Source organism: Streptomyces sp. NPDC052773 (genome assembly GCF_044547145.1).
Taxonomy (GTDB): Bacteria; Actinomycetota; Actinomycetes; order Streptomycetales; family Streptomycetaceae; genus Streptomyces.
Window position 1 is genome coordinate 358,143 of record NZ_JBITZX010000003.1, and the last position, 15,472, is coordinate 373,614.

14 protein-coding genes and 1 tRNA gene are annotated in these 15,472 nt (G+C 73.0%); 14 read left to right on the top strand and 1 reads right to left on the bottom strand.

Going from position 1 to position 15,472, the window contains the following annotated elements:
- Nucleotides 1-8: 8 nt before the first annotated feature.
- The 14 genes from galU to ACIG0D_RS09660 all read left to right on the top strand — a co-directional run bounded on the left by galU (nt 9) and on the right by ACIG0D_RS09660 (nt 14,908).
- Nucleotides 9-911, top strand: a complete 903-nt coding sequence (galU, locus tag ACIG0D_RS09595; protein WP_399797763.1) for a UTP--glucose-1-phosphate uridylyltransferase GalU — start codon at nt 9-11, stop codon at nt 909-911.
- Between the two features lie 5 nt (nt 912-916).
- Nucleotides 917-2,239, top strand: coding sequence for a gephyrin-like molybdotransferase Glp (glp, locus tag ACIG0D_RS09600; protein ID WP_399797765.1), 1,323 nt, complete (start codon nt 917-919; stop codon nt 2,237-2,239).
- An 85-nt stretch (nt 2,240-2,324) separates the two neighbouring features.
- A complete protein-coding gene (moaC, locus tag ACIG0D_RS09605; protein ID WP_399797767.1) occupies nt 2,325-2,837 on the top strand; it encodes a cyclic pyranopterin monophosphate synthase MoaC in 513 nt (170 codons plus the stop codon).
- Nucleotides 2,834-3,349: a molybdenum cofactor biosynthesis protein B gene (locus ACIG0D_RS09610; protein ID WP_399797770.1), complete on the top strand. Its 516-nt coding sequence runs from the start codon at nt 2,834-2,836 to the stop codon at nt 3,347-3,349. Before moaC ends, ACIG0D_RS09610 begins: the two co-directional genes overlap by 4 nt.
- On the top strand, nt 3,346-3,969 hold the full coding sequence (locus ACIG0D_RS09615) for a GNAT family N-acetyltransferase (protein WP_399798189.1): 624 nt from the start codon (nt 3,346-3,348) through the stop codon (nt 3,967-3,969). Before ACIG0D_RS09610 ends, ACIG0D_RS09615 begins: the two co-directional genes overlap by 4 nt.
- 172 nt (nt 3,970-4,141) lie before the next feature.
- The gene (gene glpR, locus ACIG0D_RS09620; RefSeq protein ID WP_399797773.1) at nt 4,142-5,398 is read left to right on the top strand and encodes a gephyrin-like molybdotransferase receptor GlpR; all 1,257 of its coding nucleotides are present in this window, start codon (nt 4,142-4,144) and stop codon (nt 5,396-5,398) included.
- 74 nt (nt 5,399-5,472) lie between these two features.
- Nucleotides 5,473-5,546, top strand: a tRNA-Ala gene (locus tag ACIG0D_RS09625).
- Nucleotides 5,547-5,788: 242 nt separating this feature from the next.
- The gene (locus tag ACIG0D_RS09630; protein WP_399797776.1) at nt 5,789-8,809 is read left to right on the top strand and encodes an AfsR/SARP family transcriptional regulator; all 3,021 of its coding nucleotides are present in this window, start codon (nt 5,789-5,791) and stop codon (nt 8,807-8,809) included.
- A 335-nt stretch (nt 8,810-9,144) separates the two neighbouring features.
- The gene (locus ACIG0D_RS09635; RefSeq protein ID WP_399797778.1) at nt 9,145-10,302 is read left to right on the top strand and encodes an acetyl-CoA carboxylase biotin carboxylase subunit family protein; all 1,158 of its coding nucleotides are present in this window, start codon (nt 9,145-9,147) and stop codon (nt 10,300-10,302) included.
- Between the two features lie 37 nt (nt 10,303-10,339).
- Nucleotides 10,340-11,233 (top strand): LysR family transcriptional regulator, encoded by an 894-nt coding sequence (locus tag ACIG0D_RS09640; protein WP_399797781.1) that lies wholly within the window; start codon nt 10,340-10,342, stop codon nt 11,231-11,233.
- A 195-nt stretch (nt 11,234-11,428) separates the two neighbouring features.
- Entirely contained in the window at nt 11,429-11,770 is a 342-nt protein-coding gene (locus ACIG0D_RS09645; RefSeq protein WP_399797784.1) for a hypothetical protein, read from the top strand.
- Nucleotides 11,771-11,890: 120 nt separating this feature from the next.
- Nucleotides 11,891-13,180, top strand: a complete 1,290-nt coding sequence (locus ACIG0D_RS09650; protein ID WP_399797787.1) for a dTDP-4-dehydrorhamnose 3,5-epimerase family protein — start codon at nt 11,891-11,893, stop codon at nt 13,178-13,180.
- 100 nt (nt 13,181-13,280) lie between these two features.
- The gene (locus ACIG0D_RS09655; protein ID WP_399797789.1) at nt 13,281-14,612 is read left to right on the top strand and encodes an MFS transporter; all 1,332 of its coding nucleotides are present in this window, start codon (nt 13,281-13,283) and stop codon (nt 14,610-14,612) included.
- A 152-nt stretch (nt 14,613-14,764) separates the two neighbouring features.
- Nucleotides 14,765-14,908, top strand: a complete 144-nt coding sequence (locus ACIG0D_RS09660) for a hypothetical protein (protein ID WP_365762815.1) — start codon at nt 14,765-14,767, stop codon at nt 14,906-14,908.
- Nucleotides 14,909-14,948: 40 nt separating this feature from the next.
- On the opposite strand, the gene ACIG0D_RS09665 is transcribed toward ACIG0D_RS09660, so the two are convergent.
- Complete coding sequence (locus ACIG0D_RS09665) at nt 14,949-15,461, bottom strand: tetratricopeptide repeat protein (protein WP_399797792.1); 513 nt, start codon at nt 15,459-15,461, stop codon at nt 14,949-14,951.
- Nucleotides 15,462-15,472 lie beyond the last annotated feature (11 nt).

The following is a 15,472-nucleotide window of genomic DNA, read 5'->3' on the forward strand; positions in this document are numbered from 1 at the left end:
TGTCGGGCATGACTCAGTCGCACCCCAGGATCAGCAAGGCTGTCATTCCCGCAGCAGGTCTCGGCACCCGGTTCCTGCCGGCCACCAAGGCCACTCCCAAGGAGATGCTGCCGGTCGTGGACAAGCCGGCGATCCAGTACGTGGTCGAGGAGGCCGTCGCGGCGGGCCTCGACGACGTCCTCATGATCACAGGGCGCAACAAGCGCCCGCTTGAGGACCACTTCGACCGCAACTACGAGCTGGAGTCCGCGCTCGAGAAGAAGGGCGACGCCGAACGGCTCGCCAAGGTGCAGGAGTCAAGCGACCTCGCGACGATGCACTACGTCCGCCAGGGCGACCCCAGGGGCCTCGGCCACGCCGTCCTGTGCGCCGCCCCGCACGTCGGCGACGAGCCCTTCGCCGTCCTCCTGGGCGACGACCTGATCGACCCGCGCGACCCGCTGCTGAAGCGGATGATCGAGGTCCAGGAGCGGCACGGCGGCAGCGTCGTCGCCCTCATGGAGGTCGCGCCCGAGCAGATCCACCTGTACGGCTGCGCCGCCGTCGAGGCCACCGCGGACGGCGACGTCGTCAAGGTGAACGGCCTGGTGGAGAAGCCGGACGCGGCCGACGCCCCGTCCAACTACGCGATCATCGGCCGGTACGTCCTCAACCCGAGCATCTTCGACATACTCCGCAAGACCGAGCCCGGCCGCGGCGGCGAGATCCAGCTGACCGACGCCCTCCAGCAGCTCGCCCAGGACGAGAAGGTCGGCGGCCCGGTGCACGGCGTCGTCTTCCAGGGCCGCCGCTATGACACCGGCGACCGCGGCGACTACCTGCGTGCCATTGTCAGACTCGCGTGCGAACGTGAAGACCTGGGCCCGGAGTTCCGGACCTGGCTCCGCAGTTACGTCACCGAGGAGATGTAGCCACCTTGAGCACCGCCGCGCCCCGCGCCACCGGCCAGGACCACCTGTGGTCGGTGGACGAACACCTGGAGGACATCCTCGCCACCGTCCGCCCCCTCGAACCCATCGAGCTGAACCTGCTCGACGCCCAGGGCTGCGTCCTGGTCGACGACATCACGGTGCCGGTCTCCCTGCCGCCGTTCGACAACAGCTCCATGGACGGGTACGCGGTGCGGGTCGCGGATGTCGCGGGCGCGAGCGAGGAGTTCCCCGCGGTGCTCGACGTCGTCGGGGACGTCGCGGCGGGCCAGGCGGGCCTGCTCCAGGTGGGGCCCGGCCAGGCCGCCCGCATCATGACGGGCGCCCCGCTGCCGCCCGGCGCCGAGGCGGTGGTCCCCGTGGAGTGGACCGACGGCGGCCTCGGCGAGGGCCCCGTGGCCGGGATGCGCGCCCGCAGTCTCGCCCCCGAGGCGGCCGGCGGACAGGTGCGGGTGTACCGGCCGTGCGAGGCACGCGCGCACGTACGCGCGAAGGGCAGCGACGTGAAGGCCGGGGACCGCGCGCTCGACGCCGGCACCATCCTCGGCCCGCCGCAGATCGCGCTGCTCGCCGCCATCGGCCGCGGCACCGTGCGGGTGCGCCCGCGCCCGCGCGTGGTGGTGATGTCCACCGGCAGCGAACTCGTCCAGCCCGACGAGGAGCTGGCCGCCGGACAGATCTACGACTCCAACAGCTTCGCCCTCACCGCCGCCGCCCGCGACGCCGGTGCCATCGCCTACCGCGTGGGTGCCGTCGCCGACGACGCCGAGACCCTGCGCACCGCGATCGAGGACCAGCTCGTGCGCGCCGACCTCATGGTCACCACGGGTGGTGTCAGCGTCGGCGCGTACGACGTGGTCAAGGAGGCGCTGTCGCACGTCGGCGACGAGGACGAGCCGGGCAGCGGCGTCGAGTTCCGCAAGCTCGCCATGCAGCCCGGCAAGCCGCAGGGCTTCGGCTCCATCGGCCCCGACCACACCCCGCTGCTGGCCCTGCCCGGCAACCCGGTGTCGTCGTACGTCTCCTTCGAACTGTTCGTCCGCCCCGCGATCCGCACCCTCATGGGCCTCACCGACGTGCACCGGCCCAGGGCCCGCGCCGCCCTGACGGCGGACAAGCCGCTGACCTCGCCCAAGGGCCGCCGCCAGTTCCTGCGCGGGACGTACGCCGACGGCACGGTGACCCCGGTCGGCGGGGCCGGCTCCCATCTGGTCGCCGCCCTCGCGCGCGCGAACGCGCTGATCGTCGTCCCCGAGGACGTGGAGTCCGTCGCGCCCGGCGACGACGTCGAGGTGATCCTGCTCGGCTGACCCCCGGGTGTTGGCGGTACCGTGTCGCGCACAGCAGGCCCGCGCGCCGCACCGCGACGGGCCCGGACCGGGAGCGGCACAGAGCATGACTGAGTTTTCCCGGGGGGAGACCCCCGGACCGCGCGGGCAGGACCACCTGACGCATATCGACGACGCGGGCGCCGCCCGCATGGTCGACGTGTCGGAGAAGGACGTGACCGCGCGCACCGCCCGCGCCAGCGGACGCGTCCTCGTCTCGCCCCGCGTGGTCGAGCTGCTGCGCGGTGAGGGCGTCCCCAAGGGCGACGCCCTCGCCACCGCGCGGATCGCCGGGATCATGGGGGCCAAGCGCACCCCGGACCTGATCCCGCTGTGCCACCCGTTGTCGGTGTCGGGTGTGACACTGGACCTGTCGGTCGCGGACGACGCCGTGGAGATCACCGCCACGGTGAAGACGACGGACCGCACGGGCGTGGAGATGGAGGCCCTGACGGCGGTCTCGGTCGCCGCGCTCACCGTCATCGACATGGTCAAGGCGGTCGACAAGGGAGCGGTCATCACGGACGTGAGGGTGGAGGAGAAGACGGGCGGCAAGTCGGGCGACTGGAGCCGGGCGTGAGCGGGCCGACCGCGCCGTACCGCGCGCTGGTCGTCACGGCCTCCAACCGGGCCGCCGCGGGTGTCTACGAGGACAAGGGCGGCCCGCTGATCGCCGACGGCCTCACCGGCTTCGGCTTCGCCGTGGACGGCCCGCAGGTCGTCCCCGACGGGGACCCCGTGGAGGCCGCCCTGCGAGCGGGTGTGGCGGCGGGGTACGACGTGATCGTCACCACGGGCGGCACCGGCATCTCGCCCTCCGACCGCACCCCGGAGGCCACCCGCGCGGTCCTCGACCGCGAGGTCCCGGGCATCGCGGAGGCGATCCGGGCGTACGGCCGGGACAAGGTGCCGACGGCGGTGCTCTCCCGGGGGCTGGCCGGGGTGGCGGGCCGGACCCTGATCGTGAACCTGCCCGGTTCCACCGGAGGCGTACGGGACGGACTGGCCGTGCTGGAGCCCCTGCTGATCCACGCCGTCGACCAGATCCGCGGCGGCGACCACCCCAGACCCGGCCCGGGGGGTGCGAGCTGAGCAGCGCATCCTGGCCCGTCGAGCTGGCCGAGGGAGACGTCGTCCTCCGGCCGATAAAGATGCGTGACCAGCGGGCCTGGCGCGAGGTCAACCGGCGCAACCGGGACTGGCTGCGCCCCTGGGAGGCGACGATCCCGCCGCCCGGGCCCGGCGGTCCGGTCATCCACCGGCCGACCTACCGCCAGATGGTGCGCCATCTGCGCGCCGAGGCGAACGCGGGCCGGATGCTGCCGTTCGTGATCGAGTACCAGGGGCGGCTGGTCGGGCAGTTGACGGTCGCCGGGATCACCTGGGGTTCGATGTGCTCCGGGCACATCGGCTATTGGGTGGACGAGGCGGTGGCCGGCCGCGGGGTGATGCCGACCGCCGTGGCGCTCGTCGTGGACCACTGTTTCCGCACGGTCGGACTGCACCGCGTGGAGGTCTGCATTCGCCCGGAGAACGGGCCCAGCCGCCGCGTGGTGGAGAAACTCGGATTCCGCGAGGAGGGGCTGCGGCCCCGTTATCTCCACATCGACGGAGCCTGGCGCGACCACCTCGTCTTCGCGCTCACCGCGGAGGAAGTGCCCGACGGGCTGGTGAACCGGTGGCGGCGGAGCCGCACCCGCAGCAGTAATTGAATAAATGTTCGAAATTATGCGCCCGATGACCGACTCGGTGCTTTGAATTCACGGTCGGAGTGGGCTGCTGATCGCATCCCTCACAAAAAAAGCAAGAAATATCAGCCAGATCGTGCGACACACCGGCTCAATTGGCGGATGGCCTCACGCAAACCCCTCTACCGTGTGAGGCGTGAGCAGCAGCGGCCTCATCTACGCAGTCATCGTCGGGGCCTGGGCCGCCTACTTGGTGCCGATGTGGCTCCGTAGGCAGGACGAGCTGAACGAGGCCCGTCCGACGGAACGCTTCAGCACAGCCATCCGGTTGCTGTCCGGAAGGGCCGGGATGGAGCGCCGGTACGCCAAGGACCTGCAGGCGCGCTCCGCCGACGAGGCGGAGCCCGCCCTGAGCGACCCGGACGCGGTCACCGACTCGGTGGACGTCCGGGCCTTCGCCGTGCCCCCGACCCGCCCGCACACGCAGGTGCTGCCGGCGCGCGGCGGGCAGCGCCCGGAACCGGCACGGGAACGCGCGACCGCCCCGGCGGACGGCACCGGCGACGCACCCGCCCGCGGCCCGGGCTCCGCATCAGGCTCCGCATCAGGCCACGCCTCCGGTGCCGCACCCGCGCGGGGACAGGTCCCGGGCGCTCGGCGGGCACCGAGCGCGGAGGCCGCCGCAGCGCGTGCCCGGCGCTCGAAGGTGCTCGCGCGCCGCCGGCGCACCACCGTGGTGCTCTTCCTCGCCTTCACGATGGGCTCGGTCGTCGCCGCCGTAGGAGGGCTCGCCTTCCTCTGGGCGCCCGGCGTGCCCGCCGTGCTGCTCAGCGCGTACATCGCCTACCTGCGCAGCCAGGAGCGCCGCCGCTTCGCGTTCCAGATGGACCGCCGCCGCGCGGAGGCCGCCGCACAGCGGCTGCGGGAGCGGGCGCGCCAGCCGCGCCGGCAGCCGTCCACCCCCGCCGACAGCGACGAACCCGACGAAGGCCCGGAACCGGAGGCCGACCCCGGCCTGTCGGCGCTCGCCGCGGACCGGCGGGCGCTCGTCGAGCAGACCGACCACGCGGAGTGGGTCGACCAGCAGCGCGAGCGGCAGCGGCGGCCGGGGCACGGGGAGAGCTGGGAGCCGGTCCCGGTGCCGCTGCCGACGTATGTGACCGCGCCGGTCGCGCCGCGCGCCACGGCCGACGTCGACCTCGGGGCGCCGGACGCGTGGAGCTCGGCGCGGTCGAGCCCCGTCGCGCGTGAGGAGGAGACCCGGTCGGCCACCGACCCGGCCGCGGACGAGCCGGCCGACCCGGAGGCGGACCGGGCGGGCGACCGGCCGGAGGGCGACGGCCGCAGCGACGCCCGGCGGGCGGCCTCTGCCCGGCGGGCGCGGGAGCGGGGGCGTACGCCGCTGTTCGACCAGTACGAGGACGGGGACCGGCCGCGCGCGGCCAACGAGTAGGGCGCCCCCGTGCCCCGGCCGGGAGCGGATTTCCGAGCCGGCCGATCGGGGTGCTAAAGTTTCACTCGTTGCAAGGGCCTGTGGCGCAGTCCGGTAGCGCACCTCGTTCGCATCGAGGGGGCCAGGGGTTCAAATCCCCTCAGGTCCACGCACAACCGCTCTCGAGCTTGCTCGAGGCCGGTGACGAGATCCCGCACGATCGTGATGATCGTGCGGGATCTTCGTCGTTTCCGGGGCCTGTTAGGGGTTCCGGGCCGAGGACATGACGCCGAGTCGGCGGTTACCGTTCCTGCTGGGCCTCGGCGGCGGCCGTGGAAGCGGAAGACGTCCGGGCGAGGATCTTGCCGGGACGGTGCCCGGGAAAGGGCTCTACCTGACGGAGGGGGCGCGGTGACGGGGGGCGAGCCGGGGCGTCTTCGTTTCAACATCCTGGGCACGCTGGAGGGCTGGGCCGGCCGGACCCGCCTGCAGTTCGGGGGAGCGATCCAGGAACGCGTGCTCGTCACCCTGCTCTTCGAGCCCGGCCGGATCGTCCCGGTCACCCGCCTGGTCGACGCCGCCTGGGACGAGGAACCGCCCAGCAGCGCCGAACACCAGGTGCGCAAGGCGGTGTCGGAGCTGCGCCGGCGTATCCCGGGCGGCGCGGGCGTCGTCGTCACCGACGGTCCCGGCTACCGCGTGGAGCTGGGCGACGGGTCGCTCGATCTCGACGAGTTCGCGCAGTTGCTGAGCGCGGCCAGGGTGGCGGTCGCCGAGGGCCGTACGGCCGACGCGGTGGCCACCCTGCGGCAGGCGCTCGCCCTGTGGCGCGGCCCGGTCATGGACGGCCGTGGCGGCCGGGTCGTCGACCTGGCGGCGACGGCGTGGGAGGAACGCCGGCTGACCGCGACCGAGCAGTACTTCGAGCTGCGCATGGCGCAGGGCGAGGCCGCGGAACTCGTCGGCGACCTGCGGGACCTGGTCTCCCGTCACCCGCTGCGCGAGACCCTGCGGGGGCATCTCATGCTCGCCCTGTACCGCTCCGGGCGCGGCGCGGAGGCCCTGGAGGAGTACGCGGCCGCACGGCGGGCGCTCGTCGAGGAACTCGGCATCGAACCGGGCGCCCGGCTGGCGCGCCTGCACGAGGACATCCTGCGCGAGGACCCCGGACTGGGCCCGCCGCCCGCCGGACCGCGGCCGGCCACCGCGACCGGGCCGGGCCCCGCGGACCGGGCCGTGTGCACGCTGCCGTACGACGTGACCGACTTCACAGGCCGGGACGGGGAGCTGCGGCTGCTGCTGGAGAAGGCGCGCGAACCCGGCGGCGCCGGGACCCGGATCATCGCCCTCGACGGCATGGGCGGCTCCGGCAAGACCACCCTCGCGGTCCGGGCCGCGCACCTGCTGGCCGAGCACTACCCGGACGGCCAGCTCTTCATCGACCTGCGCGGCTTCACCCCCGGGGAACAGCCCCTGCATCCCGCGGTGGCGCTGGAGAGCCTGCTGCGGTCGCTCGCCGTACCGGACGAGCAGATACCGGAGGAGACCGAGGCGCGGACGGCGCTGTGGCGCATGACGGTCGCGCGCAGACGGGTGCTGATCCTGCTCGACAACGCCGCCGACCCCCGGCAGGTGATCCCGCTGCTGCCCGCGTCGTCCGGCTGCCTGGTGCTGATCACCAGCCGCGGCCGGCTGGTCGACCTCGACGGCGCCGAGTGGATCGGGCTCGGGATGCTCACCGCGCGGGAGAGCGCCGCACTGCTCGCGGAGACGCTGGGCGCCGCGCGGACCGAGGCCGAGCCGGACGCGGTGGCCGAACTCGGCGAACTGTGCGGGCGGCTGCCGCTCGCCCTGCGCATCGCGGCGGCCCGGCTGCGCAACCGCCCCCGCTGGACGGTGGCCCACCTCGTGGAGCGGCTCCGGCACGAGACCCGCCGACTGGAGGAGCTGAGCACCGGGCGGCGCAGCGTCACGGCCACCCTCGAACTCTCCTACCAGGCACTGAGCGCGAGCGGGCGCGCCGGGTTCCGGCTGCTCGGGAGGCACCCCGGCGCCGAGATCGACGTCTGGTCGGCGGCGGCCCTGATGGGGACCACCGTGCGGGAGGCCGAGGATCTCCTCGAACACCTCCTGGACGCCCACATGGTGCAGCAGCACACCCTGGGCCTGTACAGCTTCCACGACCTGGTGCGCAGCTTCGCCCTCTCCCTCCCGGGCGACGACACCGGGGACGGGACGCCGGCCGCGCGCCTGCTGCCGTACTACCTCGGCGCGACCGAGGCGGCCTGCGAGGTGCTGTTCCCGGACCGGCTGCGCGTGGAGTCCGGTGTCGCGGTGCCGCCGGCCGGCCAACTGCCCGAGCTGCGGACGGCGGCGCAGGCCATGGACTGGTTCGACCGGGAGTACCACACCATCCAGCTCGTGATCGACCGCGAGGGGGACGCCGCCGACCCGGCCTGCGTGGTGCATCTGGCCCGCAATCTCTCCTTCTACCTGTACTCGCGCAGCAAGCCGGACGAGCAGCTCGCGCTGGGGATCACGGGCGTCCGTGCCGCGCGGCGGCTCGGGGACCGGCGGCTGCTGTGCCTCAGCCTCAACAACCTCGGCGTGGCCGAGTGGCGGGCGGGCCGCTTCCGCGACGGCATCGAGAGCGTGTCCGAGGCCCTGCGCATCGCCCGCGCCCTGGGCGACGCGGTGGGCGAGGCGATGAGCGTCGGACGGCTCGGGCTGCTCCACCTCGACACCGGCGAACTGGCCGAAGCGGTCCGGGATCTGGAGCGGGCCGTCGTACTGCGGCGCGAGAGCGGCTATACGACGGGTGAGGTCGACAGCTGGGCCAACCTGTCCTCGGCGTACCGCCGCCTCGGCCGCCACCGCGAGGCCGTCGAGGCAGCCGAGGAGGCGCTGCGCATCAACCGCCGCCTGGGCGTGCGCGACAAGGAGAGACTCATCCTGAACGACCTGGCCGCCGGGCTGATCGGGCTGGGTGAACACGAGCGGGCGCTCGCGGTCCTCGACGCGGCCCTCGCGCCCGGCGACGAGACCCGCGCGGCGGAGAACCACGCCCTCGCCCTCGCCCTCTCCGCGGAGGCCCGCCAGCTCCTCGGCGACGACGAGCGGGCGCTGCGCGACGCCCGCCGCGCCCGCGAGATGGTCGGCCGCTCCGGCGTACGGCTGCGCGCCTCGGAGATCGAGAACATCGTCGGCCGCGTCCACCGCAGGTCCGGCGACCCCACCACCGCACTGCGCCTGCACCGGCGCGCCCTCGACCAGGCCACGTCCCTCGGCTACCGAGCCGAGATCCTCGCCGCCCTGACCGGACTGGCCGAGGCGGAGGAGGACCTGGGCGACGAGGAAGCGGCGAGCACCCACCGTGAACGCGCGCGAGCCCTGGCGGCGGAGTTGGGCATCGGGGAGCACCGGGCGGAGTAACGGCTCGGTGGGGCCGCTCCTTTCGCTCGGTGAAAGCCCTCTCCGCCCGGTGAAGGCCTCTCCGCCCGGTGAAGGCCTCTCCGCCTGGCGGAAGCCTCCGTCGCCTGGCGGAAGCCTCCTCCGCCCGGCGGAAGCCTCCGTCACCCGGCGATTGCCCCCTCCGCCCGGCGGAAGCCCCCTCCGCCCGGCGAAGTCCCCCCACCCCACGGGAACCGCCCCCTCCATCCCCCGGAAACCGCCCGCTCCCTCTCGGCGGACGCGTGCGGGAACCAAACAGGAACCGGTGCGTGCACACTCCGCGGAGGTGATGTCCGAGTCCCCCGGGGAGTCCCGTGATGCAGACCCGAGCCGACCGCATGCTGATGGTCCTGCCGCGCGCGCGGACGGTTCGCAAGGCCGTCGAGGCGGGGTACCGGGTGTGGTCCGTGTGGGACCCGGTGCTGGGTGTCGCCGCCGAGCACGGAGACGTGGTCCGCGGCTCCGAGGAGGTGCTCGTCGCCGACCTCACCGACGAGGCGGGCCTGCGTGCCCTGGTCGTACGGGCCGCGGAGGAGTACGGCGTCGGCCGGGTGATGTACCTGGGCGGCGGGACGGGGATGCGGCCGGTGCTGGACGAGGCCCACCGGCTGGGGCTGGCGGGCAATCCCCGGGACGCCCACCGGATTCTGGGCAGCCGTGCCGCGCTGCGGGAACTGCTGCGGCACCACGACCGGCTCGGGGTGCGTTTCCGGCGCGTCGAGCGCGGTGACGAACTGGCGCGCGCCGTGGCGGAGTCGGTCGGGTTTCCCGCCGTCGTGTGCGCCCTGGGCGCGGGTGCCGACCCGCGTCCCGTCCTCGTGGCCGACCCGGGCGGCCTCGCGGCCTGGGCCGCGCGCACCCGAGGGCCCTGCCTCGTCGAGGAGTTCGTGGCCGGGCCGCAGTACGCCGTCACGACGCTCAGTGTCGACGGCATGCACCAGGTCGTCGGCGTCACGGCGACCGAGACCGACGGGCCGCCGCACTTCGTGGCGACCGGGCATGTGCACCCGGCGCCGATCGGCGCCCGCGCGGAGGCCGAGATCCGGTCCGCGGTGTGCGCGCTGCTGGACCTCGCCGGATTCGAGCAGGGACCGGCCGACACGACCGTCGTGCTGGGCGCCACCGGCCCGCGCGTCATCTCCTGCCGACCCCGGTTCGCCCGGGACGGTATCCCCCTGCTGCTCAGGCTCACGCGCGGGATCGACCTGGAGGCGGCGTTCTTCCAGGCCCTCCGGCTCGGCCGGTGCCTGCCGCCCACCGAGGCGGTGGGCGCCGCCGCGAGCGGGATCGTCCGGCTGCCGCCCGGCAGTCCGGCCGCGGTGGACGCCGCACCCCGGCACGGCTGCGTCGTCGTCGGCGGCGCGAACCCCGGCGAGGCCGCCGAACGCCTCACCGAGGCACGAGTACGCCTCACCGAGGCAGGCGAACACCTGCACGCACAGGCCGGTCCCGCACCCCGCATCCGTCGCCAGTGACCCCCCAACTCTCACCCAGGAGGACAGGCACGTGGACATGCGTCAGATCAGAACCTTTCACAAGGCCGCCACCCTGCTCAGCTTCAGCCGCACCGCTGCGGAGCTCAACTACGCGCAGTCCAGCGTGACCGGGCAGATCAAGGGCCTGGAGAACGCCCTGGGCGTCGCCCTGTTCGAGCGGCTCGCCGGGCGCCGGGTCCGGCTCACCCCGGCCGGCCTGCGCCTGCTGCCGTACGCGGAACGGCTGCTCCTGCTCGCCGACGAGGCCCGCAGCGCCACCCTCGGTTCCGCCGAGCCGTCGGGGCGGCTGGTGATCGGAACGATGGAGAGCATCGCCACGTACCGCATGCCACCGCTGCTGGAGCTGTTCCATCACCGCTGCCCGCAGCTGGAGTTGGTGCTGCGGCCCGGCAGCGGGGCGGAGATCCTCGACGGTCTGCGCCAGGGCGCCCTGGACCTGGTCCTGCTGATCGACACCGACATCCGCCATCCCGGGCTGGAGAGCACGGTGTTCGGGCCGGAGCCGCTCGTCGCCGTCGTCGCACCCGACCACGCACTGGCCGGCCGGCGGTCCGTCACCGGGGCCCGGCTGCGGGACGTGCCGATCCTGGCCCCGGAGTCCGGGCGTGGCTACCGGCGGCTGCTCCAGCGGGAGTTGCCCGGCCACACCGCGCCGATCCTGGAGTCCGGCACGGTCGAGTCGACCAAACGGTGGGCCGCGGCCGGACTCGGAGTGGGGCTGCTGCCCGAGGTCGCCGTCGCCGAGGACATCGCGGCGGGCGCGCTCGTGGCCCTCGACTGGCACCCGCCCTCCGCCGTCTACACCCAGCTCGTACGGCGCCGGCGCACCCCGCTCAGCCGGGAGATGCGGCTGTTCATCGACCGGGTCGCCACCCTGATGGCCGAGGAGAACGACCGGATCGCGGCCTGACGAAAGCGGGGCGAACGCGGGACGGGAGCCGGACGGGAGCGGGACCCATCGACGTGTCCGAATTCTCGTTGCAGAGAGGCCGATCAGAAATTCATTGACCGTGACGGCCGGGCTTGATGAAATCAAATCACCAACAGGGAGGCCCCCGAAAAAAGGCAAGAAAAAGAAGGGGGCCGAAAACAGAAGGAGTCCGCTATGAGCAACGTCTCCGTCACCAACCCGGCCCAGCAGATGATGAACGGCCTGTACGCCGACGGCGCCCAGTTCGACGCCGACTGGAGCCAGGTCGACGACGCCACCCTCGCCAAGCTGCGCGAGGCCGCCGCTTCCGGTGACGAGGCGCTGCAGTCGCTGCTCACCAGCCTGGCCTTCAGCAAGTTCGAGGGCGCCGACCAGGCCGCGCGTCTGTCCGCCTCCCTCGCCGGCATCAAGCAGGCCGCCGTCGCGGAGATCTTCGAGGAGCTGCCCACCACCTCCATCGAGGACCTGCGCGCCGCCGCCGAGGCCGCCGGTTACGAGGTCGAGATCCTCGCCTGATCCAGCCGTGGGGCGCAGCGGTCCGGTCCCCGGAACCCGTGTCCGGGGACCGGACCGCCCCCCTCGGGGAAAGGTTCGCGTCCCGCTCTCATCATCGAGCAGAAGAAGAAAGGGAACGTCGTGAGTGAGTCGTTTTCCATCGAAGGACTCGGCTGGCGCGAGAACTGGCGGATCGAGAACGGGAACGATTCCTACGTCGTCCCTTTTCCGACCCTGCGCCCCGCGACCCTGGTTTTCCACGGGGAAACGGAATTCAGCTACGGTCACTACGGAATCCACCTGGGCCAGGCGGACGTCCTGACCTTCATGGGCCCGAGCAGCGGCACGATCACCGGCTGGTTCATCGACTGCCGTGAGGGCTCGCCCACCGCCGGCATGCGGGAGAAGCACACCTGGTCGCCCACGTCGGCCCGCGCCCTCTACATCCCGCCGGGGGTGGCCCACACCTTCGACGGCCTGGAGTTCGTCAACACCATCAACTCCTACGAGCTGTTCCTGCCCGACCCCGACGAATGGGTCCACGGCAGCCTCGACTGGCAGCCCGACGCGGACATCATCAACATCCCCCTCGACATCGCCGACGAGGACATCCCCCTCTACAAGCCCAACGCCCACCCGGCCAGCGAACTCTGGTACGACATGGTCGCCGCCCAGCAGCGCGCCATGATCCCGAAGGTGGCCTACGAGTATCCCGTCACCCGGGACGTGAAGCTCGCCGACGGCACGGTGCGCCGGGTCGAACTGCGCCGCCCGCTGCCCAAGGAGGACAAGAGGAACTGGGAGCCGCTGGCGGACGTCTTCGGCGTGGGCTGGGTGCGCCACCCGGTGATCCGCAGCGGCGCCGAGTCCGGCTTCTCCGCCCTCCTGGACCGCCACCCGCTCTACTTCATCGACCACGGCGAGACCGGCTACACCCACGACGCCTACGGCATCCACCTCGGCCAGGAGGACCGGCTCACCTTCGCCGGGCCCCGCGACCAGGAGGTCACCCTCCACCTCATCGACACCCGGGTGGACTCGCCGACCTACGGCGCGGACGTCACGTACACCTTCCACCCCGACCCCGAGCGGTACCTGCTGATCCCGCCGGGCGTGGGCCACGCCTTCGAGCACCTGGAGAACGTCTACACCGTCAACCGGCCCCGCACCCTGCTGCCCGAGGACGGAAGCGAGTACCAGCCGGGCAACGACGTCATCGACTGGCCGGTCGCCCAGCGCCCGATCCCGGCGCTGCGGGCCAACACGGTGCCGGCGAGCCGGGAGTACTACGAGGCGCGCGTCGCGGACCAGAAGGCCCTGCGGGCGCTGCCCGTCACCCACTCCACGCCCTCGGTGATGATGATCAAGGGCAAGGACGGCAAGGAGATCCGGGTCGCGCTGCGGAAGAAGGTGTCGATGTCCGGCTCTTGAGAGCGACGCCCCGGTGCGGCGGCCACCCCGGCCGCCGCACCGCTGTCGTACCCCCGCACGCTCGCCTCCTCCTTTCCCTATCGCTGGAGTTGGGAATCCGATGCCATCCCTTCCCCGTTCCCTGTCCCGGTCGCTGGCGCCGCTGCGCTACCGCGAGTACCGGCTGTTCTTCCTCTCCTACCTCGTCAGCATGATCGGCGACGGCGTCTGGCTCGTGGCACTGCCCTGGGTCGCCATGGAGCTGGGCGGTGACAGCTCCGACCTCGCCATGGTGGTGGGCGCGGAGGCGGTGGGGCTGATCTCCTGCGTCCTGGTGGGCGGAGTGCTCGCGGACCGCTTCCCGCGCAAGCGGGTCATCGGCGCGTCGTTCGCGGTGAGTTTCGCCGCCCTCGGCGGGCTCGTGGTCGTCCACGCCGTCGGGCAGCTGATGGTGTGGCAACTGGTGTGCGCCGCCTTCGTGCTCGGCGCGTCCGCCGCGATCAGCGGGCCCGCCTCCGACGCCTTCACCCCCGACCTCGTGCCCGAGGAGGGACTGCACTCCGCCAACGCCCTGGAATCCACGGTGCGTTCGCTCACCATGCGGATGGCCGGCCCGGCAATCGGCGGCGTGCTGATCTCGGTGCTCGACTCCATGAGCGTCATCGTGCTCAACGCGGTGAGCTTCGGGGTGGCGGCGCTGTGCGTGGCCCTCGTCCGGCCGGGCGTGCCGGGTGCCGTGTCCGGGCGGGCGGAGGCGGGCGAGCCGGCCGAACCCGTCCCGTACCGCCAGGCACTGCGCTATCTGTTCGGGGAACGCTGGCTGTGGGTGCTGATCGTGTGGTCCGGAGTCGTACTGCTGCTCCAGTCCGGTCCGCGCCAGGTCCTCCTGCCCTTCCTCATCAGCGACCGGCTCCACGGCGACGCCCGCGACTACGGCCTGCTCATCGCGGTGACCGGGATCGCGGCCGTGGTGGCGTCCGTCGTGCTGGGCGCGCGCAAGGTCCCCCGGGACTACGCCCGCCGGATGCTGCTGGCCTGGACGGCGGGCGCGGCGCCGCTGGCGCTGATGGTGTTCGTACCGGCGTTCTGGATGCTGCTGCCCATGGCCGCGCTGTACGGCTTCTTCTCGACCGTCGGCAACGTCTACTGGTCGACGCTGATCCAGACGTCCGTGCCGAGCGCGGTGCGAGGCCGGGTCATCAGCGTCGACTGGCTCGGCTCGCTGGCGCTCGTACCGCTGTCCGCGGTGATCGCCGGTGTCGGCACCGGCCGGGCCTTCATGGTGGTGGTCTTCGTGCTCGGCGGGACGCTGCCGGTGCTGATGACGCTGGCGACCCTGCGCTGGGTGGACCTGAACGCGCTGCGCCCGCCCGGCGAGACGGTCGAGCAGCCCGCCCCGCCGGCCGCGCCGCAGGCCCTGGAACCCGAGGTCGCGGCGCGCCCCGCGGCCTGACGCGGCCCCTGAGCCCGCTGCCTTGACGCGCGGTTGCCGGTCCGTTCCCGCCCCCGGTGAGGATGGGAGAACGGCGACCGGCGGTGTCCGGGACGCCGGGAGAACGATCGGCGAACAGGGCACGGACGTGGACCGCGACAAAGGGGTGGCGCATGCGCAGCAAGGCGATCGAGTTGGCCGGGTTCCTCGCGATGACGCTCGCGCTGGCACTCGGCGTGACCGCGGAGCCGTCCGAACCGGAGGACACGTCCCACCGAGTGGCCCAGGGCGAGGGCCCGGGAGCCTCCCACCCGTGACCACCGGCCCGCACCCTGGACGGCGCCCAGCCGACCGGGCTCAGCCCCCGGTGATCCCCTCGGCGGTCAGGGCCTGCGCGTAGTGGGCGAGTGAGCGGTTGTACGCGGGGAGATGGCGGGAGAGAGCACCGAGCGCCAGGGCGGCGGCCTCACGCTCGCGGCCGAGATCGACGAAGGCCAGGGCGAGGAACGCGGAGACCGCGTCGTCGAGACGGTCCGAGGTCTGATCGCGCTCGGCGAGCAGCAGGTCCGCGCTGCTCTGCGGGTCGCCGAGGGTGCGCAGCGTGCTCGCGAGCTGAATGACGGCCTGCCGCCGGCGGTCGCTGTCCAGGCCGCCGTCCAGGGCCTTGCGGTACAGGGGAACGGCCTGCTCACCCAGATCGGTCGCGTCGTACGCGGACGCCAGCTCGAAGTCGGCGACGGCGTGGCCCGGCGGCAGTTCGTCGGTCAGCGCCTTCATCCGCGAGCGGAACTCCGCCGGGTCGCACTCGTCGAAGGCGTCCCACAGGGCGGCGCACCGCCGCTCCCACTCCGCCGTGGTCTCCATGGTCATCGTCACAGCTT

Excerpts from the sequence above, each read along its gene's own strand:
- ACIG0D_RS09635 (WP_399797778.1), top strand. The coding sequence starts at position 9,145 with ATGCAGACCCGAGCCGACCGCATGCTGATGGTCCTGCCGCGCGCGCGG.
- ACIG0D_RS09665 (WP_399797792.1), bottom strand. The coding sequence starts at position 15,461 with ATGACCATGGAGACCACGGCGGAGTGGGAGCGGCGGTGCGCCGCCCTG.
- ACIG0D_RS09640 (WP_399797781.1), top strand. The coding sequence starts at position 10,340 with ATGCGTCAGATCAGAACCTTTCACAAGGCCGCCACCCTGCTCAGCTTC.
- galU (WP_399797763.1), top strand. The coding sequence starts at position 9 with ATGACTCAGTCGCACCCCAGGATCAGCAAGGCTGTCATTCCCGCAGCA.
- moaC (WP_399797767.1), top strand. The coding sequence starts at position 2,325 with ATGACTGAGTTTTCCCGGGGGGAGACCCCCGGACCGCGCGGGCAGGAC.
- ACIG0D_RS09660 (WP_365762815.1), top strand. The coding sequence starts at position 14,765 with ATGCGCAGCAAGGCGATCGAGTTGGCCGGGTTCCTCGCGATGACGCTC.
- ACIG0D_RS09655 (WP_399797789.1), top strand. The coding sequence starts at position 13,281 with ATGCCATCCCTTCCCCGTTCCCTGTCCCGGTCGCTGGCGCCGCTGCGC.
- ACIG0D_RS09645 (WP_399797784.1), top strand. The coding sequence starts at position 11,429 with ATGAGCAACGTCTCCGTCACCAACCCGGCCCAGCAGATGATGAACGGC.